The sequence below is a fragment of the Lentzea sp. HUAS TT2 genome (assembly GCF_051853195.1).
GTDB lineage: Bacteria > Actinomycetota > Actinomycetes > Mycobacteriales > Pseudonocardiaceae > Lentzea.
In genome coordinates, this window is the sequence record NZ_CP196667.1 from 9,626,294 (window position 1) to 9,651,847 (window position 25,554).

Annotated in this window: 23 protein-coding genes; 4 read left to right on the plus strand and 19 right to left on the minus strand. The window is 64.3% G+C overall.

What is annotated here, in order from left to right; genetic code table 11:
- Positions 1 to 51 precede the first annotated feature (51 nt).
- A complete protein-coding gene (gene mobF, locus ACSHWB_RS45605; RefSeq protein ID WP_439659573.1) occupies positions 52 to 4,491 on the minus strand; it encodes a MobF family relaxase in 4,440 nt (1,479 codons plus the stop codon).
- Positions 4,492 to 4,796: 305 nt separating this feature from the next.
- Between mobF and ACSHWB_RS45610 the strand changes: the two genes are divergently transcribed.
- Complete coding sequence (locus ACSHWB_RS45610) at positions 4,797 to 5,315, plus strand: hypothetical protein (RefSeq protein ID WP_439659574.1); 519 nt, start codon at positions 4,797 to 4,799, stop codon at positions 5,313 to 5,315.
- Between the two features lie 276 nt (positions 5,316 to 5,591).
- Here ACSHWB_RS45610 and ACSHWB_RS45615 read toward each other — a convergent pair whose 3' ends face one another.
- The 18 genes from ACSHWB_RS45615 to ACSHWB_RS45700 form a co-directional block, all read right to left on the minus strand.
- Positions 5,592 to 6,521: a hypothetical protein gene (locus tag ACSHWB_RS45615; RefSeq protein ID WP_439659575.1), complete on the minus strand. Its 930-nt coding sequence runs from the start codon at positions 6,519 to 6,521 to the stop codon at positions 5,592 to 5,594.
- 1,126 nt (positions 6,522 to 7,647) lie between these two features.
- Positions 7,648 to 8,517, minus strand: coding sequence for a magnesium chelatase domain-containing protein (locus ACSHWB_RS45620; protein WP_439659576.1), 870 nt, complete (start codon positions 8,515 to 8,517; stop codon positions 7,648 to 7,650).
- Positions 8,518 to 8,614: 97 nt separating this feature from the next.
- Entirely contained in the window at positions 8,615 to 9,097 is a 483-nt protein-coding gene (locus ACSHWB_RS45625; protein WP_439659577.1) for a hypothetical protein, read from the minus strand.
- A gap of 374 nt (positions 9,098 to 9,471) precedes the next feature.
- Entirely contained in the window at positions 9,472 to 9,912 is a 441-nt protein-coding gene (locus ACSHWB_RS45630; protein WP_439659578.1) for a hypothetical protein, read from the minus strand.
- Entirely contained in the window at positions 9,909 to 10,304 is a 396-nt protein-coding gene (locus tag ACSHWB_RS45635) for a hypothetical protein (RefSeq protein WP_439659579.1), read from the minus strand. Before ACSHWB_RS45635 ends, ACSHWB_RS45630 begins: the two co-directional genes overlap by 4 nt.
- Before the next feature lie 43 nt (positions 10,305 to 10,347).
- Positions 10,348 to 11,025, minus strand: coding sequence for a hypothetical protein (locus tag ACSHWB_RS45640; protein WP_439659580.1), 678 nt, complete (start codon positions 11,023 to 11,025; stop codon positions 10,348 to 10,350).
- Between the two features lie 234 nt (positions 11,026 to 11,259).
- Positions 11,260 to 11,817 (minus strand): hypothetical protein, encoded by a 558-nt coding sequence (locus ACSHWB_RS45645; protein WP_439659581.1) that lies wholly within the window; start codon positions 11,815 to 11,817, stop codon positions 11,260 to 11,262.
- A 272-nt stretch (positions 11,818 to 12,089) separates the two neighbouring features.
- On the minus strand, positions 12,090 to 13,010 hold the full coding sequence (locus ACSHWB_RS45650; RefSeq protein ID WP_439659582.1) for a bifunctional DNA primase/polymerase: 921 nt from the start codon (positions 13,008 to 13,010) through the stop codon (positions 12,090 to 12,092).
- Positions 13,011 to 13,059: 49 nt separating this feature from the next.
- A complete protein-coding gene (locus ACSHWB_RS45655; protein ID WP_439659583.1) occupies positions 13,060 to 14,718 on the minus strand; it encodes a hypothetical protein in 1,659 nt (552 codons plus the stop codon).
- A gap of 603 nt (positions 14,719 to 15,321) precedes the next feature.
- Complete coding sequence (locus ACSHWB_RS45660) at positions 15,322 to 15,576, minus strand: hypothetical protein (RefSeq protein WP_439659584.1); 255 nt, start codon at positions 15,574 to 15,576, stop codon at positions 15,322 to 15,324.
- 518 nt (positions 15,577 to 16,094) lie between these two features.
- Entirely contained in the window at positions 16,095 to 16,565 is a 471-nt protein-coding gene (locus ACSHWB_RS45665; RefSeq protein ID WP_439659585.1) for a gamma-glutamylcyclotransferase family protein, read from the minus strand.
- Between the two features lie 359 nt (positions 16,566 to 16,924).
- A complete protein-coding gene (locus ACSHWB_RS45670) occupies positions 16,925 to 17,335 on the minus strand; it encodes a hypothetical protein (protein WP_439659586.1) in 411 nt (136 codons plus the stop codon).
- A 783-nt stretch (positions 17,336 to 18,118) separates the two neighbouring features.
- Positions 18,119 to 18,601: a single-stranded DNA-binding protein gene (locus tag ACSHWB_RS45675; protein WP_439659587.1), complete on the minus strand. Its 483-nt coding sequence runs from the start codon at positions 18,599 to 18,601 to the stop codon at positions 18,119 to 18,121.
- Between the two features lie 106 nt (positions 18,602 to 18,707).
- Positions 18,708 to 19,718 carry a DUF4192 domain-containing protein gene (locus tag ACSHWB_RS45680; protein ID WP_439659588.1) on the minus strand — a complete coding sequence of 337 codons (1,011 nt, stop codon included), beginning with the start codon at positions 19,716 to 19,718 and terminating at the stop codon, positions 18,708 to 18,710.
- 398 nt (positions 19,719 to 20,116) lie between these two features.
- Positions 20,117 to 20,368: a hypothetical protein gene (locus ACSHWB_RS45685; protein ID WP_439659589.1), complete on the minus strand. Its 252-nt coding sequence runs from the start codon at positions 20,366 to 20,368 to the stop codon at positions 20,117 to 20,119.
- A 74-nt stretch (positions 20,369 to 20,442) separates the two neighbouring features.
- On the minus strand, positions 20,443 to 21,255 hold the full coding sequence (gene dprA, locus ACSHWB_RS45690) for a DNA-processing protein DprA (protein WP_439664792.1): 813 nt from the start codon (positions 21,253 to 21,255) through the stop codon (positions 20,443 to 20,445).
- A 414-nt stretch (positions 21,256 to 21,669) separates the two neighbouring features.
- Positions 21,670 to 22,185 carry a hypothetical protein gene (locus ACSHWB_RS45695; RefSeq protein WP_439659590.1) on the minus strand — a complete coding sequence of 172 codons (516 nt, stop codon included), beginning with the start codon at positions 22,183 to 22,185 and terminating at the stop codon, positions 21,670 to 21,672.
- A gap of 243 nt (positions 22,186 to 22,428) precedes the next feature.
- On the minus strand, positions 22,429 to 23,085 hold the full coding sequence (locus ACSHWB_RS45700) for a Crp/Fnr family transcriptional regulator (protein ID WP_439659591.1): 657 nt from the start codon (positions 23,083 to 23,085) through the stop codon (positions 22,429 to 22,431).
- A 270-nt stretch (positions 23,086 to 23,355) separates the two neighbouring features.
- Here ACSHWB_RS45700 and ACSHWB_RS45705 point away from each other — a divergent pair, with 270 nt between their 5' ends.
- From ACSHWB_RS45705 to ACSHWB_RS45715, 3 genes are all read left to right on the plus strand, one after another.
- The gene (locus ACSHWB_RS45705; protein ID WP_439659592.1) at positions 23,356 to 23,877 is read left to right on the plus strand and encodes a hypothetical protein; all 522 of its coding nucleotides are present in this window, start codon (positions 23,356 to 23,358) and stop codon (positions 23,875 to 23,877) included.
- A gap of 321 nt (positions 23,878 to 24,198) precedes the next feature.
- Positions 24,199 to 24,444, plus strand: a complete 246-nt coding sequence (locus ACSHWB_RS45710; protein ID WP_439659593.1) for a helix-turn-helix domain-containing protein — start codon at positions 24,199 to 24,201, stop codon at positions 24,442 to 24,444.
- 46 nt (positions 24,445 to 24,490) lie between these two features.
- A complete protein-coding gene (locus ACSHWB_RS45715; protein ID WP_439659594.1) occupies positions 24,491 to 25,372 on the plus strand; it encodes a helix-turn-helix domain-containing protein in 882 nt (293 codons plus the stop codon).
- Positions 25,373 to 25,554: the final 182 nt, after the last annotated feature.

The following is a 25,554-nucleotide window of genomic DNA, read 5'->3' on the forward strand; positions in this document are numbered from 1 at the left end:
CCGTTCGAATGAGCAGGCGCATGTCGCTAGGTCGCCCACACGACCGGCGGCCTAGCGACCGTGACGTGGCCCCTGCTCGGGACCGTGCGGCTTGCGATGGAGCTCCTGTCGGCGCCGAGCAGCGCCTGTCCGCTGCGCTTTGAGAAGCGCCTGCATCTCGTGGACGTCCTTCATAGACTCAGGCTGGGCGGCTTGGCGGTTCGGCGGACGTTCCGACGCGCTGGACCCAGCTGCTCCGGAGCCGGGCTTGGTGGCTCGTCTGGCCTGTTGCTCGGCGGCCAGTGCCGCCTCGTAGCCAGCGTTGGCCTGATGGCCTGGCAGACCTTCACCGAGAGGGTGCGGCGTTGTGATTTGGTGCTGTTCCCGATAGGCACTGAGGATCGCGAGAGCGGCGAGGTACCGAGCTGTCTGGGCGGCGCCTTCGGGCGTGGGTCCGAGTTGCTCGACCCATTCCGGACGGTCCCTCGCGGCAGCACGTGCGAGGTGAGCAACTCGGGCCCGGATGCGTTTGGCATCAGCGGCAGCTGCGGCGGCTAGCGCTCGGTCCCGTCCTCCCCGAGCCGTCGGCTTGGGAGGATGCGGCAACCAGGATGGCCACATCCCGTAGATCCTGTTCTCCTTCGGACCGTTCGTAACTGCCTGCGGGCTCTCGCTCACGCGAGGTTGCAGTCGAGCCATTGTGCGCTCGTAACCCGGTATCAGAAGCTCCAGACCAGCGGCGTGATGTGGGCCGGCGGACTCAGAGACCGTCGACGTCGCGGAAGCGGCGGTGGTTGTCGACGTTCGGATGCGCCATGCGACGAAGGCTGCAGGATTCTGCTTTCCTCCAACCACTTCGGGATCTATGCCAGCGAGCAGGTCTCGAGGGTTGTGGCCGCTGTCAGCGGCTCGTGCGAGGTTCTGTGCGAGTGCGGCGAAAGCTGAGCCGGCGATGACGACGTCAGTGTTTGGGTGGTCGTCCCAGGCCTCACGAAGTAGGTCTGCCGCCTGATCCCGCATCTGCGCCTCGCGCGTAGGGGTGGAACCGGCGCTGGAGGGTGCTGGCTCAGTCGTCCGACTCTCAGCGCGTTTGAGCACAGCGATGAGGAGTCGGCTGGCGTCCTGTACGTCGGGACGGAGCATGATCTCGGGGTTGATGCGTGCGAGCGTGTTGCGAGGATCTGCCGCGCTCGAACTCATTCGGCCGATCAAGCGGGCGACCGTATCGAAGGCTTTTCCGTTCTTCACCGCATCAACGCTGGCGTGGCCGTTCCAGATGTCTCGGAGCAACTCCTCGGCGAATGCTTGTTGTTCGGCACCAACGGGGAGGCGCTCTTCCACAGGTGCGTCTGAGACGAGAGCCCGTCGTTCAGCGAACCGACCGTCCAACTTCTTCAGGTCGACCAGGACTGGTCGGTCGTTGGCGTTGACCTCTGTGTCGGCGGCGCGTTCGACCATTTTGGTGATCACGCGGCGTCTGCGGGCGAAGGTGGAGTTTGGTTCGCCGAGTAGGTAGATGTCCTGTGAGGTCTCAAAGTCTTGCTGGGACGCGAAGGTCCACACGGCCTGGGTATGGCGCGAGGTGGCGACGAGGAAGCTTCGGTTGTCGGCACCTGGAGCGTGGAAGAGGACGGCGCCACCGCGTTGTTGGTCGTCCTCACCTGTCCAGGTTTTGTCGATGTTCAGGCCTTGGCTTTTGTGGACGGTGAGCGCGTAGCCGTGCGTCAAGCCGCCTTTGGCGACGTAGGAGGGGTCGAAGGTTCGGCTCTCGCGGGTGTGTCCGCCGGGGACTGCTCGAGTCCAGGTGACGGTGAGACGGCCGGTGTCGTCGATGTGGTCGATGACGCCGCGGTAGCCGTTGAGCGCGTCGGGGTCGTCTGTCTTGCGTTCGTTGATGCGGACGAGGACGTGGTCGTTTTCGTGGAGGTGGACGGTGTGGCCGCCGGGCAGGTCGTAGGTTCGGCCGTGGCCTAACTCGTCTTGTACTTCGCGGATGGCTTGGGCGCTGGCGTTGAGGCGGTCAACTTGTTCGTTGGTGCTGGCGACCATGAGCAGGCCGCGCATTTCGGTGTGTGGGTCGGGTGCGCCGATGCGTTGGTCGATCCAGGTGGCGAGCATCGCGGCGGTGGTGTCCTGGCTGGTTTTGCCGATGATGAGGCGGTCGCGGTCGGCCCAGGAGGTGAGTGCTTCGGTGTAGTTGCCATCGCGCCATGCGGCGACCGCGGCGCGTTCGTCCTCGTCGGCTTGGCGGCGGTTGTCCAGGAGGACACCACCGTCGATCATCTGGTGGACGACGGTGATCATGGATCCGCAGCCGACACCGCGGAGCTGCTTGGGGTCGAAGATCTCGACGATCTTCGTGCCGCTGGCTTGTGCTGCTTGATAGAGCGCGGCGCGGTCTCGGTCGTGGGTCATGCCGGCCTCGTCGACGATCAGTACATCGATGCCGTCCAGGCCGTTTCCGTTGTCGATGCGCCATCTCCATTGGGCGACGGTGCGGCTGGGGATGCCGGAGGCTGCTTGGAGGTTTTGCGCGGCGACGCCTTGCGTTGATGTACCGGCGACGACGAATCCGCCTGCTTCATAGGCGACGCGGGCGGCTTCCATCAGGGTGGTCTTGCCGGAGCCTGGTCCGCCGATGAGTGCGTCGAGTGCCTGGCCGGAGGTGACGATGTTGAGCAGTTCGCGGCGTTGTTCGGTAGAGAGAGCGAACCCGTTGGTGGCCTCGATCGTGGCAGCGGCCATCTCGGCAGTTGCCTTGGAGACGCGGATCGGGGTTTGGTCGTCGTGGCTGGCAAGGGCCGTAGCGACGATGGTTTTCTCGGCGGCGATGATGTCCGCGGTGGTGTAGAGCTGGGCGTTGGCCATGTGGTCAGCGCCGAGTTGGTGGCGCTTTCCCATGCCAGCTTTGTTGTCGTCGCTGTTGCTGTGGACGATCGGGACGAATCCGTTGTGTTCGAGCACGCGGTCGGTGAGTGCTTCGACGTTCGCGTGCGTGGCGCCGTTGGGCAGGGCGTCGATGATGGCGGCGATCGCGTCAACGCGGGAGAATCTGCGCGAGTGTGCGGTCAGTCCGCGTTCAGCGTCTTGAAGCGCGATCGCGAGATCGAGGACTGTGGGTGTTCGGGTTGCCTCCTCTGGCATTACCGGGACGCGCGCGTTCTGCACCATTAGATCTGGGTCGAGGCCGGCATCGAGAGCGCGTTGTCGATAGTGCTCGCGACGTGTCGACTGTGGCTCTGTGGAGTTCTCCTTCGCACGGCGAGTTTCCTGCTTGACCATGCGTTTGACCGAGCGCGAGGCGTCCTGTTCGGTGAAGCCGAGGTCGAGGAGCATGGCCTGGATGTCGGCGCCGCGCTGCGAGAACTCTTTGATGGCGGCGTCTGGGATGGATGCGACTTCCCATTGGCCGGTGCGTTCGGAGCGGCGCCAGGCGATGCCGTATCGCTGGGTGAAGACGTGTCGGACACTGCCGTGCAACAGCTTCGCAGCTGCGGGGATGTGTCGCATGAGGTCACGTCCGCCGGCCGCGACGGTGCTCCACTGGCCATCGGGGCCTTTGGTCATGTTGGCGACGGTGTAGTGGACGTGCCAGTGCGGGTCGCCGCAGCATTGACCGGCTGCGGGACGGGCTGCGGGGTGAATCATGGCCCATCCCGCGAATCCGTTGCCGGACACCTTGGTGGCCGTTGAGCCGTCGCCGTGGTGGCCGCGCATGCCGTAGGCGGTGTTGGTCTCCAGCCAGCCGAAGGTGGCTGCGCCTTCCTCAAGGTAGATGGCGTCGAGGGCGTGGCCGGTTTCTTCGTCGACGAATTCGCGGAGTACTGAGAAGCTCTTCGGCAGGGTGAGCGTGATGTCGTAGCCGCGGTTGCCGACGATGATCCGGTTGTCGACTACCTTCTCGCTCTGTCTTCCGTCCTCGGCGGTGATCGTGACGGTCTTGCTGAGCTTCGCGGCTGCGGCTTCGAATACTCCGGGCTCCCAGACCGTGGTGAGCCGTAGTTCTGCGGCGTCGGCGAGCTGGCCGGCGTGGTCGGCGCGGAGCATGGCCACTTCGCCTTGGCGTGCGACCGCGCGTTTGGCGCGGTTGAACATGTCGAGCATGCGCTTGGAGGCGGCTCCGGCCCAGCGGCCTTGGCGATGGCGGAGGACTTCGGAAACGTCCACTTTGGCCTCGCGCGCGACGCCCTCGATCATGCGAACCAGCTGTGCGACAGCCACTTTGGCTTCGACCGGCACGCCGAGTTTGTGCTCGACGAGCTGCTCGCCGGTGCGGGGGTGGTAGCCGTCCATCATGGCTCGGGCGAGCGGGAACTGTTCCGGTGTCAGCTCTGTCCCGGCTTCGACGCCGAGGTCGGCAAGGGCTTGGCCGATCCAGATGAGCGGCCGTTCGGCGTCCGTGCGGTATTCGAGTTGGGCGTCGCCGGAAATGCCTACTACACAGCCATGTTGCTGTCCGAGCCGGTAGTCGATCTGCTCTGGAGCGCTACCGATCGGTGTCACCCAGGACACCGGACACACCTCTCCCGTCGCGTTGCGCGTGGGAGGGTTAGAAGATCATCTTCTTCGTATCGCGATAGCGATACCTTAGTCCAAAGCTGTTGTCCTTCGCAGGCGCAAAGCCTGCCCTGATCGCGCAGCGATCAGCACAAGAACTGCCGGCCCGCGGGGCCGTCGATGTCCGGCCGCTACGCGACTTCCTGGGGTTGTCAGCTGCTGTGCGTCGACTGACCTGGTGGGGCAGGTTGGTCGAGCGCTGGAATGTGGGTGTGCACTAGCTTTCATGGAGGGGGTCCGTCCACTCGGGAGGGGTTGATGTGAAGACGGCTGTACAGATCAGAGATGAGGTTCGCGCCGAGGAGCGGCAGCGACGGAAGCTGCGCGAGCGGGCGGTGTTGACGATCGCGGCGGCAGCGGCGGCGGCCGCGAAGGAGCTGGAGGAAGTCGAATGTCGCAAGCAGGCGTTGCGCGATCAGCTGGAGCGGGATCTTGCGGCCGAGGACGCGAAGCTGGATGCGAAGGAGCTGGCTGCCGGGCGAGCGGTGGTCGAGGCGTTGAGTGGCGCCGAACTCAGTGCTATCGGTGCGACGTTCCGGGACGCGGAGCTTCATCGGCACACCGGTATCCAGGCCGCTTCGTTGCGAAGGTGGGCTCGTCGGGCGCGAGACGCCGAGGACCAGGCGCTCGATCATGTTGATGGTGCGCGGGCGTCAAGCCCGCGAGCATCCAGAGATTCCTTCAAGGTCCGCACTGGTGTTCGGGGTGATCTGAACGTGGTCGGCGCTCTGGGGGCACCAGCCACTGTGTCCGAACGGCCCGACGATGGCTTGGGTTAGGCAGGTTCCCGAGCGCGGGTGCCGCGTTGACTCCTGTACTTGGGTATGCGCGGACGTGGTGGTCGCGCCGGTGTCAGCGGGCTGCGGGCCGAGGTCGCGTGAGGTGCGCCGCCGCAGGCGGTCCTTTTCGCCGAAGGCGGCGGGTGTGCGAGGGCGGCAGCCTTCGTTCGGGGTGTGTCGGGCTCGATGCCCGGCGCACCCCGGCTTCGCGCGCGGCGCCCACCGGGGATGCACCTCCTTGTCGGGCTGTGCATCCCCGGTGTGTGGCTGTGCGGCCTAGGCGGCCATTGCGTAGTGCGTCTCCCGCGCTTCGGGCTTCTTCGGTTCGTTGTTCCAACCGAAGTTGTTGTGTACCAGCCGCTTCATGTCCCACTGGTCGGCCGGGCTGTAGGCGTCGGCTTCCTTGCGGAGGATGGCCAGTGCGGTCGAGCGCGGGAAAGTCGTGGCGATGAACTTGCACCTGGCGGCGATGATTTCGTCTCGCCACGCGGTGGCGGGCAGGGACGGGAGCCCTGGACGGTCAAGGCTGCGGCACCGGTCGCAGAGTCCATCGGTGTGGTGGCGGTTGTCCTTTGCGCTGCGTTCCTGCCAGCAGTGGACGCACGCGAGCCCTTGTAGCGCGGGAACGGCCGTCTCGTCGTAGTCGTTCTCGTAGTTGAACGGCCTCTCCTCGATCGGAGGCTGGTCGTCGACACCGGCGCGGCTCCACTGGTAGCGGTGGACAGTCTTGGCGCACTTGATGGCCGTCTGGATCTGCTTCTTGGTCCTGCGCGCGATGCGGGCGGCCGGGTCGATCTTCCGGCGGACGGGGCTGAACTCGACGATGTCCCTGCGGTAGCTCGTGCGCAACTCCGGCGCTTCGGCTCGGGTGGTGGGAATGTGCACGTCGGCGCGCAGGACCTCGGGCTCGGCCGGAGTTGCTTCGTCGACGGGCGGGGTGATCGGGTCGACGTACAGGACGACGCACGTTTCGATGAGTTCGCGGTGCTCCGGGGTGCTGCGCTTCCATGCGTCCCGCATCCGGGCGTTGACGGTCTTGGTGTTGTTCTCGCGAACCCAGGCGATGTGAGCGAGTACCTCAAGGGTTTCGGGGTCTGCGGTGTCAAGAATCTGTGCGGCCAGCTCGCGTGCCTCGGCCATTCCGCCAAGGTCAAGGAGCAGGTCAATGTCTTCCAGCATTTCCGAAACAGACGTTTCATTCGTCATGAGACTCAACCTTTGGTGGTGTTTTCCGGCCGCCGGGGGTCGCGGTCCTCGGCGTGTTCTTGCACTTCGATCCTATTAAGAATAGGGCTGCAATGCAAGTCTTTCCCGGCCGAAAAGGGTAATTCTTTGGACTCTTTTTCTTTCTCGGTGCCACAAAGTCCGGGCACACAGAGGAAGTGATGAGAGGGGCGGCGCGCCACGAAAGGGCAGGCCAGGGGCCTGCCCTTGTCTTCCTGACCGCGGGTCGGTGGCGGTCTGTCAATTCGCCATCTTTGGCCGGTGATTTTTTGGCGCCCGAATTGCGTGGCGGTAGGGGCCCCGCGCCATTCGGGCGCCAAAAAATCATTGGACAGGCGAATTGACAGGCCGTCACCGACCCATACAATGCGCCGCCCCTCTCATCACTTCCGTAGGTGAGCCGAATTTCGGAATCAGCCACAGTTTTCGGAACTGCTGATTATGTCCGCGGCTCAGGTTCCAGTCGGGCAGTCGGGGCAGTTCGGCATGTCGCTCGGAAACCCGCAGGTCCCGCACCTCTCGCCGTTCGCTACCTCTATCGCGTTCTGGCGCTGGCGCCTGTTCTCGATGGCGTACCGCTCACGTGCGGTCGCCGGCGCCCACGGGGCTTGGGTTGATCGTTTGGCCTGAAGAAGCCTGCGGATGGTCCTGCTCGCCATTCGGCAACCCCCGACGCGCTGTGTTGCTCCGACACGAACAGGGCTGGTCCAGCTATGAGCTGTGCCAGCTCTCCCGGCCGATGTACTTACTCGTCTGGTCGTCGCGACCAGGCCCGCAACGTGCGGCGCATTCGTGGTCACGCTCACCGCGACTCTCGTGGTCATGCCTCGCGGGAGCATCACGCGCAACGCCAGGCGCAAGGTCGACGGTGCTCCACACCTCAGATCCACGAACGGTAGGGTGTGAAGGTCTTCAGCAAATCAGGCATGGTGTGCCTCCGGCGCTGAAGCACCGTGCTGGCGGCTGACTGTCGCGGTTCCGTCCTCGGGCGGTGGGCCTCGTGCCTAAGCCGCCAGCACACCCATCTCCTGCGTTCGCAGGGTTCCGTGGCCTTGTACGGCTCCCAGCGCGTGTCAGGCGACTCATCGCTCAGCCAGGAGCTGAGGCCTCACTCCTGATCCGACACGGAACGTGTCGGCGAGTTCGCCTTGTCCGAAGTGAGATTGTGGAGCGCGTTGTCGTCGCCTCGCAGCCACTCGGCAATCTCTGCCAGGCGATGAGCACCAAGCACTTCGAGGTCATCCAGTTCGACGATGTCCTCAAGGCACGTCGCCGGCACGATGACCCGGCTGATGCCGTGGGCGCGGGCTGCCCGGACTGCGGCGCAGATGTCGCCCGTTGCGCGGAGGCCGCCGTCGAGGCTCACGTCGCCGATCACGGCGGTGTTGGTGATCCGCCGCGTCGAGATTCCTGCAGCAACCGCGATAGCGGCCACGGCGATGGCCGCCGACGTGACAGAGGGAAGCTTCCGGTGTGGGTCGACGCGCACCGTGATGCTGCGATGGATGACGGGGAGGCCAGAATTGGCCGTCGCCGCCCGCAACCGCTCGCGCAGCTCGTTCGTGCTGCCACTGCTTCCAGCCAGAGCCAGTGAGGTGGGACCGTCGGTCGCCGTGGCGCTGAAGGTGAGAACTTCGCCCGGCTGGCGTTCCACGGACACCGAAGCGACGGTCGCGGCGAGGCCAACTGCCAGATGGCCATCTGTTCCGTACTTGTGGTCGACGTCCTGGCAGCAGTGCCGGCAGGCGACGTTGGTCTCGGAATAAGAAACGCCCTTTCCCGTGGCGTGGCAGCAGGGTGTCAGCGGAACAAGGCGTTCGGTGCCGTCGGCACGCTTGATGTCCTCGTCGCACACGAGAACGTCGCCGTCAGCGTCAACTCCTCGGACCCGGCCGGCGATCACGGGAGCGAGGTGCAGCAGGCGACCGTTGGCGAGCCTTAGTTGGAAGGTGCGGCTGGGAGATGTGCGGTAGCTCATTGGACGTCCAGTCAGCTCATGGCGACGTCGAACTCTGCGCCAAGAGGCTCGTGTTGATCGTTGCGAGTCGTGTCTCGGTCGGTTCGCAGTCGGTGGTTCACGCCGCGGCCGGCGTCTCGGCGGCAGGCGCGGTGCGCCGCCGCTGCATCTCTTCGAGAGCTCGGGCGACCTGGGGGAACATGTCGCCGGCGCGGACTGGTTCGTGACGAGCTTTCCGCTCCCTGATCGCTGTGACCGGACCGCGCCGCGCGCTGGGCCCGGCGTGGATCGCCTTGAACGTGAACGCTGGGATGGTCTTGCCGATCTCGTGGTCGAACGAGTCGTTGTTGGTCAGGTGGCCGTAGACCATGATCTTCAGGCCGGTGGTCCAGTTGCTCTCCAACACGTTCTTGGCGAGCGTGCCGGAGCAGACGACGTCCAGGAAGGTCGCGGTTCCGTCGTCCCAGCGACCAGTGTCCTTGATGAAGCGGCGGTCGTTGTTGAAACCAAGGATGAACTTGACCTCGAACCGGTCGGGGTGTCCGACGTCTCGGGGCACACCGCACAGGTCGCCGATTTGCAGGAAGAGGTTCTCGGGCATGGAAGATCTCCTTTGTAGTGCTCGATGAGTCGGTTCAGAAGCGCGGCGGCTTGGGGAGTGAGCGCGGCCCTCTGGCGGCTTGATGCAACGTGCTAGGCCGGTAGCGCGGATCGACTTCGCGTGAGGAAGTCGTCCAGGCGGACAACGCCCGTCAACGGCGGGGCCTGGTACTCAACGGTAGGTGTGGAGGCGTTCCACCTGTCGGCTCGCGCGATTCGCGCCCACACGACGAGCAGGCCTCCCAGACAAGACACCACCCAAGGGCATGTCGTTTGTGGAGCGGGCTGCTGAGTGTTCGCCAGCACGTCCGTGGCAGTACGTTCGTCGGCTCGGCCGTGATGAAGGCACGTCGAATGGCTCAGGCACGGCGCCCCTCAGGAGTCGGCGGTGCTCCGTTGCTGCGGTGGAGTGGCCCAGCTGTCTTCAGGGATCTCGATGTACCGGCTGATGCCCAGCTTGCCGGTGGCTTCGCGTGCTGCTCTGGCAGTGCCGCCGTGTTGTGTGCGGGCACAGTCCCAGCACAAGGGGGTGTCGTCGCCGCTGTCACGCACGTAGCGCGTGGCGAGGTTGGCGCAGTAGTCACATCGGGGTTGAAGCCTTACCCATTTCACCGCGGCCCGCGGCGCGTGCTCAGCCGCGAGAACCAGTTCCACCGCCGAGCGCGGAGAGCTAGCGAGTCCGACAGTGAAGGTGATGGTGCCGCAGTCGTGGCGCAGCCGCACCGCGTAGACGTTGTCAACGGAAGAAGCTGCCGACGTGTGCTCGGCGCCTGTCTGTTCCGAGCCGTTCGGTCCTGGATCGCTGGGTGCGGTCATTGCGCCGACTTCCGATCCGACGACGCGGTGGTGTCGATCGGCAAGAGTGTCTCTCCAGTGTGGATTGTCGTCTGGTTCTTGTGGGTCTCCCAGCCTGAGGTGGCGAAGTCGAGCAACTTCGCAGCGGCGGGTGTGAACTCTTCGAGTTCCACCGTGCCGCGGTCCCAGCTGTGCTCTCCGCATTGCAGGATCGCTGCCATGCGCACCACGGCCATCGGGAGAGACTGGAGTTCTTCGAACCACTCGTTCGCCACTTGGTCGGACCAGCCCAACTCGTACCGGTCGGATGCCTGCTTGGTGATCTCGATGTAGATCGAGTCATCGACGTAGGTCAGGCAGACGTCACCGATCCTGTGACCGGCCTCGTCCGCTGTCCCGCTCTCCACGGGCATGAGGTTCTCCTCGCAGAACGTGATTGAGGTGGGCCAGCCGGACTCAGCTGGACGGACCGTTGAGCGCCAGCGAAGTGGCGCAGTTCCCGCAAACGCGGGGCTTCGGCGGTATGGACTTCTCCTCGTCCTGCTCCTGCTGGAGGTTCGCAGAGACATTGAGGGGCTTGGGGAAATCGGCTGAGTCGTAGCTGGACTCGTCGCTGAGATCGATGCCGCGCAGTGCGGCCTCGTAGTGCCAGGCCGCGTGGTGCAGGCGCCGCAGATCGTCGCCAGCTGGCACCAGGCCAGCTACCGCACGCACGCAGCCAATGCAGAACTCATCAGCGCGATACTGGTACGCCAGGGCATGGGGGACGTCCTCCCATCGCCAGCCCAGGCTGTCGGCGTAGGCGTCGAGGTCGGCGTCAGTCGGGTTGCGGATCCGAGTGACGGCGTTCATGTATCGGCCGTGGGCGAACTGTTCCCAGGTGTGGCCGGCCGCCAGGGTGTGCAGGTCGTCGGTCTCAGTTCCGGCGGGCAGCGGCGTGTAGGCGCACTGCCACGCAGACGTAGCGATGCCGATCACCCGTGCAGGTGGGACGTAGAGGATGTCGCCGTCGTGGATCTCTTCGTGTGACTGCACCGCGCTGTAAGCTTCGCCGCGGCTGTAGAACACCCACACGCGCGGGTTGGGGTTCGAGGGGATGTGCGGGTCGTCAAACGGGTGGATGTAGCCGGCCACGAGGTCTCCTATCGCCTTCTGTTGAGGAGTGGAGGTGGGTGTGCCGCGCGCCCGCACCGCCTTGGGGGGCAGGAGGCGGGGGGCTGCGCGGCACACCCGGCAGGTGGCGCCCGGTTATCGTGTCCGTGGCGCCACAAAGCCTTGTCGTGAAATGGTTTCTCGTTGCTGAGTGAGAAGGTCTTCTGCAGTACCGCAGGTGTGGGCGCGACCTGCTCGCAGGCGTTCTGGGAGTCGTCAGCCCGATGAAACGCCGGGCAATGTCCTGTCACAGGTCGCTGAGGTGGTGATGTGTGCGGAGTCGCTCGTCAGGTACGACTCGTCGTTGCCGCGGATGCGAAGCTGCCCGATGCGGTAGCGGAAGGCGGGAGCGGTCAAAATTCCGCTCGCCATCTCGGCACGCAGCAGGTGAGCGTCAGCTTCGACGTGGCGGTTGCTTGCCAGCAGGCTCAGCACGTGTGTCGACAGCTGTTCGTCATCTGCGATGTCGATCGTGACGCCTTCCTCGGCGCATCGTCGGAGTACAGCCTCGATGCGTTCCACCGGATTGAGCACGCGATGGACGTGTCCGAAGGGGATCGTGGCGATTGAGCGGCGACTGACGCGCCGCAGCACCACGAAGTCGTCCTGGTAGGTGGAGAGCGAGTAGCGATCTCCCGACGGGTTTTCGGTGATCTCGACGACTCGGTAACGACCCCACGCTTCGAGGACGCTTCCCTCGTAGACGACGTAGTCACCGAAAGCAGGTGACACAGTGCCGAACTCGCCGATGCTGGGGCTTGGCAGGCCGTACATGGTTACCTCCGGCCGGGCCCTCCCGCGAACCACTCGTCGGTCAACGCGGGTCAAGGGCCGATGCGCGAAACGGAAAGGGTGTGCGATCGCGGAGGTCGTGACGCTCCAGCGCCTCTGAACGAGAGGGCGCGGGTTTGTCTTTACGTACCAGGCGATGGGTAGACCAGCGCGTAGCTAGACGTGCTCACACGCCAGCGAGTCGAGGCCGCCGATACTGGTCGGCCGGCCGAAGTGCGCGCCTCAAGCGTCGTGAACTCGGCACCGAGTGGCAGCTAGGCGATGTCGAGGACTTCGCGTGGTTCCCGGACTCCGCGTGCGATCCCGTTCATGATGTGGTGCAGGGACTCTGCGTATGTCCAGCCGCTCACGCCTTCGTGGCCCGAAGCGGCAATGAGCAGTGCGTCAACGGCATCCTGCTCGTCGAGCCACCGAGCTCCGACGATCTGCCCGAGTTTGATCGCGGCGACGAACAGTGTGTGAGCGCGGGTTCCAGGCGTGGCCTCCCGCACTTTCGTGGTTTCTCCGCGTACCGCGGCCGCCGCGTAGGCGGTCGCACGGCGTGCGGGCAAGATCACGCCTCCGGACGTGCGAGCAGGAAGATCGGCTGCTCGAGGCGGCGTGAGTGCTGTGACAATCCAGAGGGGTAGCGGTGCAACGGGCAGAAGAGGTTGAGCGAGGCGATACAGGCGTCGTTTCCCCGCCACTCGGAGGGCCGACCCGGCCGCGATGATGCAGCCGTGCTGGGCGCGCGTGTCGATGTGCCAGCCGAGTGCCCCGACCGTGTTGCGCAGTGCGACATCCTGGGGAGCCTGGAAGTAGCGGTGCTCCCCTCCAGACGGGGTCCACACGCGGTAGGTGTGGACTGGGTCTGGTTCACCGAGGTCGTGAGCGAGCAGCCTCAGCACGTCACGCCCATGACGAACGCCCCGGCGTGCCCATTGGGCGGGTGGGAGTTCGCCGTGGGCGGCGTCGAGGTCGAGGACGACCAGCTCAGCTGCCCGGCACGAAATGGCGATGTTGTAGGGGGCTCTCGCCCACCAGACTGAGATCTTCTCCTGGCTGGTGGTTGCCACCGAGTCCCAGCCCTCGAACAGAGGGACCTTGCTGTCGACCCCGGCCGGCACAACTGGCCACCCTCGGGCCGCCGCAGCACACGCTGCCGCGAGTTGCCGGGAGCTCACGATCCGGCTCATTTCTCTCGGGCGGGTAGGGGCCACCCACGCGGTGGCCCCTACCCGAGGACTAGGCGGCTACCGGCTCAGACGAGCTCGCCAGGGTGGAGGCCTCGACCTGCTCGGCGGCGTCTGCCGTGCCAGCGGTGCCGTCGAGTGGACGGCCGTCTTCGTCGAGCCCGAGGATGTAGTTCTCGACGGGGCTGAGCCCCATGCCGAGCTCCTTGAGAATGGTCATCAGCAGAACCGTCTCGGGACCGGCGTTCTTCCACGGGCTCTTCTGCTTGGAGATCCTGGCCTCGACCGCGAACGCCCAAAGTCCCAGAGTGAGCATGGCGGCGTGCTCCTCGCTCGCGCCGTCGATCCGCTTCTGAAGTGCGTCCTGACTCAGAGCCGGCTTCACGCCTTCGCCGCTCGCTGCGGCTCCGGCCAGGCACTCCCTCAGCAGCGGGTGAGAGTGCTCGATCGCCCTCTTGAACTCGTAGCCGGCGACGACCGCGAGCTGCGCGGTCCGGCGGTGGATACGGAAGCCCTTCGGGTACTTCACTTCGCGGAACTTCTCCGCCATCCAGGCCTGGCGCGGCTCGATCGAGAGAGGCCATTCCCCGTTGAACTTGATCGTCAGTCGTCGATCGGCCAGTTCCTCCGGGGTCATCTTGCCGGCCGGTTTGAGAGCCGCCACGCCCTTCGGGGCATCGAGCATGGCGTGGCCAAACCCCCGGAAATCCCGGCACAGGTGCACGGGAACCGCCTTGCGGGTCTCGCCGTGGCCCTCGAAATCAATCAGCACCACGTTTCCGGGGCAGTTCTTGTGCGCCGCAGGAGTGAGGGCGGTGCCGGGCTCGTGAGCGGGACTGGGACGCAGCACCGTCAGAGCTGCGGAGTCGTTGTCGGCCGCGAGCTCCATCGCCGTCACGATCGGAGTCTTGCTCTTGGCGAATTTCGCCTGCAGCGGCCGAAGCAGATCGGCGTCCCGCCTTTGCTGCATGAGCTCGTACGCCTTGTTCCTCAGGCCGTACCGGTTGGTCTGTGCCGTCTGAGTGAGTGCCTCGACAGCCTCGGGATCATGGTCGACCTCGGCTTCGAAACCCGCGATCAGCAGCATGTCGTCGAGGGTCAGGTTCTCGTTGTTCTGGGACGCCTGGACTGCGGCTTTCGACTGCACCGCGGTGTGGAGCTTCTTCGCGTCCTTCAGCGGCATGTGCCGCTGCGTAGCCAACTCTTGAGGCGTCACGTCGAGAAGGACGAGCTGATGAAGCGCGGCCATCTTGTCGCCCGTGGTGATGTCAGCACGGCGCTCGTTGATGCGCAGCTGGCTGAAGATCCTGGCCTTGACGGCATCGCGCTCATCGTCATCGTCGTTGCTCGGCCGCACGAGCACGAGCAGCTTGTCCAGGCCGGCCTTGAGCGCGGCGAGGGTGCGCATCTTGCCGTCGTGAACGGCCAGGCGGCCGTGGTGGTCACGGCGTGCTTCGATGACGATGTCGACGCCGAACTGTTCGACGCTGCTGGAGAAGACCTCGTCCTCGATGACGGTCTGCCTGGTGTTCTCCGTGACGTCCTTGCCGAGGTACAGCGCACGCGGGTGGGCGAAGAGCAGCTCGTAGCCTTCCCGCTCCATGATCACTTGGATGGAGTCTTCAGGAACGTCGGGCGTGGTCTCGGCCGCGGCTGCGGGGGTGTCCTCGTCGGCAGGCTGGTCGAGACGATCATCGGTCTTGGTGCTCACGTGGTTTTTTCTCCTTGGAATAGAGGGGGAACGCTGATCGTGTGAAGGCGCGCCGAGTGTGTGGTCGCACGAAAATGCGGACTCGGCTCGGCCGAATCCGCTGCGCACGAAAGAGATACGAGAACTGGCGTGTGTCCTTCAGTCCACGGCGAGCGGACTGATGTGCAGAAGCGCGGCGGCGATCCGCAGGAACCCCGATGCCCGTATCGACCTGAAGCCGACCGGGCGGCGCGCCGTCCACATCGCTGTCGTAGAACGCGAGCCCGGCCGACTCATCACTGAACGCTGGGGGGCTTTCGCCCGCAGCAGAGGGAGATCGGAAGCAGACAGGAGCCACGACAACGTGGCGCGGTCATCTGCCTTCGTCCCACTGACGTAGGGCAGACCGGAGTCGAGGTCTGTTGGCTGAGCCACGCCGAACCCCGCACTGGAAGTCACTCCACCGCTGAGGAAGCGGAACAGGTGAGCGGAATCGGCTCATGCTCAAGGCGTGCCGGACATGTCGTCGACTTGCTCACGAGTTGGTAGACGTTCAACTCACCGCGGCGAACACTCGCTTTCGTGTCTCCGCGTTGCCCGACGAGTTGATAGCCACGCCACGAGCTATGGGCGGTCGACCGCAGTAGCCGCCTGCCGGCTGGTGACGACTCGCGCCCACTCCGCTGTGAGGCGGGCGTACTCGGCGTCGCAGCTACATCCGTGATCCACGCTCATGCAGTGCGCGTAGAAGCCGTGGCTTTGACTGGTCTCCCTGGTGAGTCCAAGGGCGTCGATGCCGTTGTAGTGGCTGCCGAAGATCTGTCCGAGCAGGTCGTCCGTCGTGCTCTGCAGATCAAGCTCGGTGACGTCGACGCGCATAGCCCATCCCGGCTGCGCACAGTCGAGCTGGGCGGCTCCGCGCGCCACCCTCACGGGGATGCTGTCAGCTCCTCCGCTGGTCATCTCTACCGTCCTTCGAGTCTGCCTCTCACGAAGCCTTCCGGCTCCGTAGGCGGATGAACGTGGTTTCGTGTGGCGCGATGGCGAGGCCACACCGTGGAGTGGATGGGCGCCAATCCCGCACGAGGATCGCAAGTTGGCAGTCCTCTCGTGTCTGTTCCAGACCAGCCGTACCGCCTCCGCTGCACGACACCGACTCGTCGTCGCGGAAGGTCAAGGCCTGGAACAAGATCTGTGCGAACTGCAGAATGTGCCGACTTCCCGCCAATGACACCGACCGCGGCGCTTGACAGGCCACCCGCGGAGCTGTGAGCCGGACTGCGTCACCAGCAAGCGGCATTCTTCCGGCCTGACCGTCCTCACAGGACGGAGATCTGCACCTCAACGAGTTCGAGGAGGACGAGACAGCGCAAGCCACGCCTGATCCGAGGCGTCGCTCAGCCGATGACGTCGGTACTTCTCGCGGACAAGTTGGGGATCTCCTTCTGGTGCAACACCCAGTCACCGCCCGGAACCTTGTTGTCCGGGGTGAGTTCGCACGCGACTGTGTCGCCGGCCTCGTACAGCCAGGCGGAAACCGGGCCGGCGTTCGAGTGGACCGTGGCAAGCACTCGCACGTAGATGCACGTCGGGTCGGCAGGGTCGTAGCCTTCGAGCTCGTCGAGCTGGCGGAGAACGTCTTCGTACTGGTCCTGCCAGACGCTCATGAGTTCACCGACGACACCGTTGGAGTCGCCAGTCCTTTCGACAACAAGGGGAAGCCCGCCGGCGTCGTAAAGGCAGTACCCGTCCAAGCGACCCCGTTCCTCCGCAGCGGTGCGGCCCTCAAGGTGCTTCTGGTAATTGAACAACCCGCGCCTGAGGGTCCCGTAGACGAAGAACGGAGGCTGGATCAGCTCGGTCGGCACGAGGTACCTACTTTCCCTGTGGGCAGGCTGGGAGGACGAGGAGTAGTCATCAGCGCGGGAACCGTGCTCCCGGCGGCAAAGCGTCTGGGTGTTCGACGAGAGTTGGCGACCAGACCCGGCGATCGGGCCTACTGGTCCGCTACGAAGAGCCGGTGCTGTCTGGCGCAGCGGCTGTGTCGGCGCAAGACAGCACGACACCTCGTTGTGGATCCGACGCGTCGGTCAATCCGATGTCGCAGAGAATCCTGAACTGTTACTAACAGCAAAGACTTTCTTGTCCTTGCAGAGCCAGACTCGAATTATCGGGGCCCTCAACACCGGAACTTTCGTTCATCGCCAGCAAGACGGTGAACAAACAGCTAGAGGCGCCCTGAGAAGCCCTCCGATCCGACAACAGCAAGTACGTTGCCAGCCGCTTCGAGCGCGGTCGCGAGAGGACGGCGCATGAGAGGAAGGCAGTAGATCCCTTGCACACTGATGCGCGCGGCCTCGCACCACGGTGTGCGATCTGAGTCGACCGCGGTGACGAGCAGAATTCCGCTGCGGGCGGGCAGATTCCGCTGAAGGCAGAGCGTCACGGTCTGTTCGTCGAGCAGTACGACCGACGCCGCGGCCCAGGCACGAAGGGAAGGTGCTTCTGCTCGAACGACTTGCAAGCCGCGTTGTGGCCGTTGACAACTGAAGGTCGCCGAGATGAAGTCGAGCAGAAGCCGAGAAGATGATGTTCGGACCGCGGCGGAAGTGCCTTTGGCGGCGGGAAACTCACGCATAGCTCCTTCTTTCGGAGAGACGAGCAACCACCACCACCGTCACGCAGGTGGCGGCCAGAACGGCGGGCAGTGCTGCGAATCGGACCGTGGGGCTCGGGTGGAGCGAGGTTGCTCGATATGGCCAGCTGCATGCCGTAGTGCGATGCGCAGTGTCAGCTGACTTGGGTGGTAGCCGTTCCAGCGCTCCGGGTTGTCGATCGCGTAGCCGGCTATCGGCGCTTTGGGGCAGCGGGGATCCACGGATCGCACGAAGCTCAGCATTGTCCGTCGAGAGCCTGAGCTGCTCAGGCATGTCGAGTACGCGGCGTTCCAAGTGTCTGGCCCAGGATCCGCGTCCAAAGCGCCGATCCGATCCCGGACGAGACCTTCCAGTGGCTGCCCGAGGCCATCGACCAACCTGTCGAGCAGCCTCGCCAGGTGACGTGTCATGGCTGAACCCCGAACACACCCGAAAAGCCGCATTCATGGGCTTCCTCTGCCTCCTGGCTGAACTGCCCAGGAGTCACACGGATCGTCTCCCAGCCTTGGTCGCCTAAGTCTGTTAGGGCGCGTTGGACCTCAGTCCATGTGCACGCATCTTCAAGCAGGAGTGCGTACTCTCCACGGCCGATTTTTCGGACGCCGCTGATCCTGTACATCTGGCTGTCCTCATCAATGTGTTGCCGATCCCAGACTTCACGTAGTCCTGGTGGGCGTCGCTCACGTGTTGTCGATGCCTGGACGTGATCTGACAGAAGTTCGGGCCCGCCGACATGCCGGCGGGCCCGAAGGGTGAATCAGAGTTCAGAACGAGGGCTCGTCGCCGAAACCACCGGCGTCGGCCGCCGGATCGGGTCCCCACGATCCGCCAGGCGACTCACTGCCACCGTCACCACCAGGTTGCTGGCCGCCGCCGCTTCCACGGCTGACCTTGTTGACCTTCGCGGTCGCGTAGCGCAGCGAGGGGCCGATCTCGTCGACCTCCAGCTCCACGACAGTGCGCTGCTCACCTTCCTTCGTCTCGAAAGAACGCTGGCGCAACCGTCCGGAGACGAGCACTCGCGAACCGCGGGTGACCGACTCCGCCACGTTCTCGGCGACCTGCCGCCACACGTTGCACCGCAGGAACAGCGCTTCGCCGTCCTTCCACTCGCCCGAATTCCTGTCGAACTTGCGGGGTGTGGAAGCGACCGTGAAGGACGCCACGGCTGCACCTCTCTGGGTGAAGCGCAGTTCAGGGTCGGCAGTCAGGTTCCCGACCACTGTGATCGTCGTTTCTCCAGCCATGGCTGATCCTCTCGTGAGAGCTCGTATCGTTCTGTGCGGATCTGTTGTGGACAGTTGCAGGCGTCAACCCGTCGAAATCCCAAGACTGAGGAGACGGAAGACCCGCCTACGTGTCGGCACGCTCTGCGAAGATCGCTGCCGCATCGATGTCCGCCTGGAGCGCGAGGAAACCAAGCTCTGCAGGCGGGATAGCTGCCGTGAAAGCGGCGCGTAGCAGCCTGGACAACTGATGTTCCGGGCGAACCTCAACCGCGACGTCCAGCGCCACCGAGGCAAGCGCTCCTTCTCCCCGTAGATAGGCGTAAAACGCTGCCAAGGCTGCAGGCTCAGCACGGTACGGAGCTGGGCACTCCCGGGTGAGCGTGAAGAACAGATGCTCAGCGGCCACGGCCTGCTCGTCCTTGGCGAAGAACAACGAGGCGTCACGGACCCGAACATCGTCCAACGCCAGTGCCATCCGTGCGACGAAGGCGTCGTCCACCTGGAGATCGCCTCGTGCTGATGAATCGACGGCGTCCCGGATCATGGTGAGTCCATCTCGGGAGGAACAAGCCCATGTCGTGGACATGCCGCCGAGCAGTTCGGCCCTTCGGGCGAGGTCCTGTTCGGAGGCTGCCTCGACATAGCTCGCCAGCTCCCCCCGGCTGGCGTGTGTCACCTTCCCAGCCGCGACGCTCGCGGCGGCCAACTCGGTTGCCGATGGATCTGGGAGCGTGCCGGACATGCCGCATTCGCCGCAGTAGCAGCACCAACGCGCACCTTCCACGCAGGCCTCGGCCCAGAGCGCGACTCCGTCCGGCAGGTGAACGTCGCCCAGGATTCGGTGAAGCGCGGTGATCACCTCGGTGTGCGGAGGTTGCCCGGTGGACGTGAGTTCGCCGCCTCCGAACATCAACACGATCGCGACGACGTTGTCGCCCTGTCCGCGGACCATCTGCGCGATCTGTTCAGCGAAGGCATCGGATTGGGATGGCTCCGGAAGGTCAGCCCTCATGGTCATGACCACGCTCCCCTCACTGCAGACCAAGCAGACCAGGGAGTTCTCCGGAGTGAAACCGATCAAGGGCGGCACGCTGGCAAGCAGCGCCCCGGCGTCCTTGCAGTTGATCTTTACCATCAGCTGTCCTTTTCGAGAGAGCCGCCACTCGTTCGTAGGCGCGCTCGGTGTGATGTCGATCCGAATGACTGGCAAGCGATTGCGCGGGTTCGGTGCCGCGTGCAGCGGCGTTCTGGACCTACCACCGCAACTAAGGCCTGTGCGGCGCGGATCACCCAGCCGCTGGCGTTCGAGGAGCAGACTCGTGCTGCACGAGCGTCCGCTAGATCCAAAGTGCAGTCCGGTCAACCAGACGGTTCGTGTTGGCACGAAACAGATGCGCACCAGCGGCCGGGACGCGGACACGCAGCGCAGGACAAGCTGGGTCGGCCCCTTGACGATCTCATCGAGGTCGGTGAGCCACTGGACATCAACGGTGCCTGGAGATCGAACGCACCGAGCCGGAGGAAAGGCGCCAACTAGTGGCGCCGCACCGCACAGCCACGAGGACAATCCTGATCGAGTGGTAGCCGTCGATCGAACTTCCAGTTGGCCGCATGCTCGCCGCGGATCATCATCAGTGCGGTGCAAAGCGCGGTTCGTGTCGGGAACGGTGGTGTCCAGCGCTCCGCACCGATGATCAGTGCGAGCCAGTAGCCGGGTGACCCGATGATGCGGCCGATCGACCAGCGAGTCTTGAGGAACGTGTCGTGGAGCTCGATGACGTACACGCGCTCAGAGTCCGCGCGCTGCGGAAAGGACTGCGAGCAGTCGCGGAGGTGGACGTGCAGGTCCAGACCGCACCTCATGACGTCGCCTCCGGAGGGACCGTTTGAGAAGCCGACACTGTTTGGCTGTCGCTCCCGCCGTCAGTGCGGCTCTGCAGGGTCTTCATGACGTCCGCGGTGGAACCGACAGGGATCGCACGTCCGTCCCGCATCAGTTCAAGACAGCCAACCGAGGTCGCGGAGGTAATCGGTCCCGGCACTGCCATTACAACTCGTCCCAGGGCGGCCGCGATCCTGGCGGTGTACGAGGTTCCGCTGCGCCTGCCGGCCTCAACGACTACGAGGCCATCGCTACAAGCGGCAACGATCCGGTTCCGCGCCAGGAAGCGGTGTCGTGCGGGCACGACTCCCGGCGGGTACTCGCTGATCAACAGTCCCTCGCGTGAGATCCGTCCCAGCAGAACGGAATTGCCCGCAGGATACGCCAAGTCAACTCCACACGGCAGCACCGCAACGGTTCGGCCATCGCTCGTGAGCGCTCCGCGATGTGCCGCCTCGTCAATGCCGTAGGCGCCACCGGCAACGACGGTGACGCCATTCGCAGCGAGGTCAGATCCGAACTCACTCGCTACCTGGACGCCGTATGGGCTAGCTGCGCGTGCTCCGGTTACGGCCACTGCCTTGCTCAGGAACTCTGACAGGCAGTGAGGCCCGCGGACCCAGAGCGCGAGTGGCTCACCACTGCCACGATCACGACGGTCGCCCTCAGACAGCGACGCCAGCTTCTCCCCAGGCCACTCAGCGTCTTCGGGGACTACAAGTCTCCCACCGCAGCGTCCGATCTCTTCCAGGTGCCTGTGAGCGAGCGCTACAGCTCTGTCGCCCGACATCGTGTTTTTCGAGGCGGACAGGACGTCACCGGAACTGATCCTGTTCGACGCCTCGACTGGACCGACTTCGGCAACCAGGGCAGTCAGTGCGGTCAGGGGTGCCTGTTCGCCGACGCAGGATCCAGCCACCAGGGACAGGTGCGCCCTGGCCAGGCGGACAGCGTCGGTCGGCTGACTTGCTGAAATCACCTTGACTCCATTGGGTTTGGTGCGATTGATCTACATCGTTCGACGAGCGACCAGCACACACGCTTACGGGGTCGAACTGGAGCGCAAGGTCGTGCCTCACGCCGACTGGCCCTGAACCTGATTGCCAGGAACGAACTGGAGTCTCTTGCCAGCAACAGAGCGGCGTTCACCCGTTGTCACAGCGCCCGATCGACGATCGTCGGCACCGGCCAGCAGTAAGTCCCGCTATGCCTTGTAGCGCACTGTTTGGGCGATGTCCGGTGGCCCGACTGTGACGCCCAGCAGGAAGGTGAGCGTCGTCGTTCGCCTACGGATCTCGAACTCAACCTCGTCACGAACCTGGCCGCGACTGAGCAGATGTGGCTGCGTGTTGCCGACGAACCGAAGGCCGATTCCGTCGCCTGGACGAACGATCTGCGCCACGGTCTTCCAGCGAGAGTCGCTCTGTGCGCACGACAGCGCCAGATGTCCCGTCGCATCGGGATGATCGATCAGCGACCACGAGGCGAGACCTTCGTGCTCAGCTCCGAACATCTCCCCTACGGCCGCAATGACGCGTACCCGCTGTCCCTGCTCACTGAGACGAAGGTTGAACAACTGCTCCTCTCGTGCTGTCACTCCCCTGGCCGCGTTGCGGAGATCCAGCTCTAGGGCGAGATGCAGGTAGAAGCGGCGTCCTTGTCTCTTCAGCAGCACGGTTTCAGCCGCGCCGAACGCCTCGACGTCGTCATGGTTCAGCACAACGGGAAGCATGATTTGCCTTGTCTTCCATGAAGTGTTGCAGGACTGGGGTTCTCGTCGACACAAGGAGCTTGACACTTCTGCCGTTCGCGCCGCTCACTCAGTTGCAACCGCGAGTAGCCGGAGTTCAGCAGTCCAACCTGCGACCAATTGGTACTTATAGGACTGTCCACAAGAGAACAATGTGAGGACTGTGCGGCAGGGAGAGGCAATGTCACCGACGTTGACTCGTAAGCACTTGGCCTAACGAGCGAGCCGAGCAAGACGCGCGGGGTCGCGGATCAACACGCTCTTGTGGCTGACTTCCAACCAGCCGCGTCGGGCGAAGTTCGAGAGCACCTTGTTGACGGTCTCCCGCCGGGCGCCGATGTACTGGGCGATCTCCTCCTGAGACAGCTCGTGGTCGAGCTGCGTACCGGACCTGCCTGACTCACCGAAGCGGATCGCGAGCTCCAGCAGCACCCTGGCCACACGTCGAGGAACATCCGCGAAGATCGCGTCGCCAACCATGTTGTTGGAGCGCCGGACCCGGCGCGCGACAACGCGCAGCATGTACTCCCCGAGTTCGGGATGAGCGTTGATCTGCTTGCGCAACGCAGTGCGCCCCACGCTCACAGCACTCACGTTGGTCACCGCCGTTGCAGTGGAGGCACGAGGTCCTGGATCGAACACCGACAGCTCGCCGAACATGTCGGCCGGTCCGCAGATCGACAGCAGGTGTTCCCTGCCGTCCGCAGTGCAGCGGCCGATCTTCACCTTGCCCGACTGGATGATGTAGAGCTGATGTCCGGCATCTCCTTGCGTGAAGATCTTCTGACCGCAGATGAATGAGCCCTGCTCTCCGACGGACGCGGCGAGTTTGGCGAGAACCGGGTCGGCCTTGGGTACGACGATGCTCATCTTGATTCCCCTACGAGCGTGAGATGGATGGATATGCGACGGGTGCGGGTGCTACGCCCCGCGTTGAGACCGCAAGCACAAGGACTAAGTGGACTGTCGCCGGATGCGACGAAGCTGGAGTCGGTGGCTTGGAGGACATCGAACGCCTTGGCACCTCACGGCCCTGTGGGCCTGCTACGGCCTACATGAACGAGATGCAGGAGGCCGGAGCGAACGAGGATCAGTCGCGGCGATGTTCCAAGCTGCAACGACGTTTGGGACGATCACCGGGTGTCTGCACAACGCGAGGCTCACCAGTCACATCTGGTCGATTGGCTCTCGACTCAGGTTGAGATCCATGTCGCCCTCGCCAACACCAGGACATGGCTGTTCACCTGCGTTGAGGAACTGGTGCTCGAAAGCGGGTACTGGGGAAACCCAACCGAGCTTCCACCTGGTCACATCCGCGGAGCCGCGGGAAGGTGCTTCGCGAACGCATCGGCGTACGCGACCGTTCACCGCCTGACCTATGTTGAAGGCTTTGCACTGTCGACCGCCGGTATCGCCTATCCGCACGCGTGGGCCGTCGATGACGCCGACAACGTCCACGACAGCACCTGGCCCGCCACGCGCGGCCTGGCGTACCTGGGCATCCCGTTCTCGGCGGCCTACGTCGAAGCGTTCAACAGGACCCTTGGCGACGCGCGCCTGGTCCACGACGCTCACCTCGACGACTACCGGGACACTCCGAGTCGGCCTACCCGATGGCGCAGTCCTTCCGCTGGGCGAACCAGTTGGCGCAGGAGCAGCTAGCTCGGGTCGTCGAGGCGGCATGTCTTAGTCCTGCTTGGTTTGTCCCTGACGCAAGGCGCTGATCTGACTTCAGTAAACACTGAAGACATCGTTATAAATGATAGTTTGCCGCATACTCACTCCTCGACCGTCAGTTCCACGGAGCTCGATTGACGCTGTGGCATAGCGGCGCCTGCGCGCCCACGGCCCTGACAACTGCTCGATTGAACGCGCACGGCGGCGCGACGCACTTCGTCCAACAGCCGCTCCGTTTGCCCGAGCGGCCGACAGCCTCCGACTCCTAACCTCGGGCTTCGACCGAGACGAGACGGGAGCCAACAGGTGAACACAGGCCACAACCCCACTTCGAAGAGCGGGAGTCGACCGGGCAGCGAGATATCGGCGATTCGATCACTGAAGTACGCCGAGCCGCTATGGGATCCCAACGAGGTCGCAGCTTTCTTGAACATACCCAAGAAGACACTTCAAAAGTGGCGTAGCGATAACACTGGGCCACCGTGGCGACGGTACGGCAAGCATGTTCGATACGAACCTCATTTGGTCAGAGAGTGGCTGTCCAACCAGTAGCCGTCGATTGACGTGACCACATCTGCAATCAACGAAATCGAGCAGAATGAGTATCAAAGTTGTGACACTTGCCTGGGAGTACGCTCCCGTGGCAGGCAACGAGCTTCTCCTGCTTCTGGCGATCGCCGATCAAGCAAATGATCTTGGCACGGATGCATGGCCTTCGATCGACACCCTCGCCCGCAAGACCAGGCTGAACAAGCGAACTGTCCAGCGACTCCTCCAGCGCCTCAGCTCAGCAGGTCTTGTCGCCATCGAGCCAGGCGGCGGCCGGCGCAGCAACCGGTACGCCATCGACCTGGACCTTCTTGTCAGCCCCTCATCGAGGACCGCCGATGACGAAGACACTCTCCCGGCAGAACACCACCCCGGACAATCTGTCACCCGTGACATCTGCGCCGCCCCAGGGGCGACAGCGCTCGACCACCTCTGCCACGACACAGCTGTGTCGCCCAACCCGTCCTGCACAGCCCTCTCCCCGTCCCCAGCATCTCGCGCTCACCCTGGCGACGCAGACGACGCGGCAACGGCCGAGACAGCAAGGGCAGCAAGGGCAGCAAGGGCAGCAACGGGAATCATCGACGAAATCCAAGCCGTTGCACCGATGTCGCATCAGGACCATCGCACCCTGGAACTCAAAGTCCGTGATTCCCTGGCGGCAGGACACGATCCCGACCAGATCCTCCGGCACCTCACGGAGAACCTTCGCAGCGCCCGTTCCCCGATAGCCGTGATCCATTCGCGACTTCGGAACCTGCCACCCAAGCCCACGCACGGCCGGACTTCCATTGCCCGGCCCGAATGGTGTGGAACTTGCGACGGCCCCGAGCCGCACCGCAGGTTGATCCAACGCGACGACGGTCGTGTACAGGCATGCCCCAACTGTCACCCCAAGCACCGCGCAAGATCAGCGGGAACAAACCGCTGACAGTCCGACGACAGCGATATCGACAAGGCAGCGCTCGGCAAGGTCGAACTCAGTCACCCCTCCCTCGGTCAGGCAGCGCGATGCCACAACCCTCAGGACTACCCAAGACTGGTACATCTATGTACCATTGGTACTTAGATGTACCAGAGGTGGCCTCACAAGGCCGCCCACGAGGCATACCG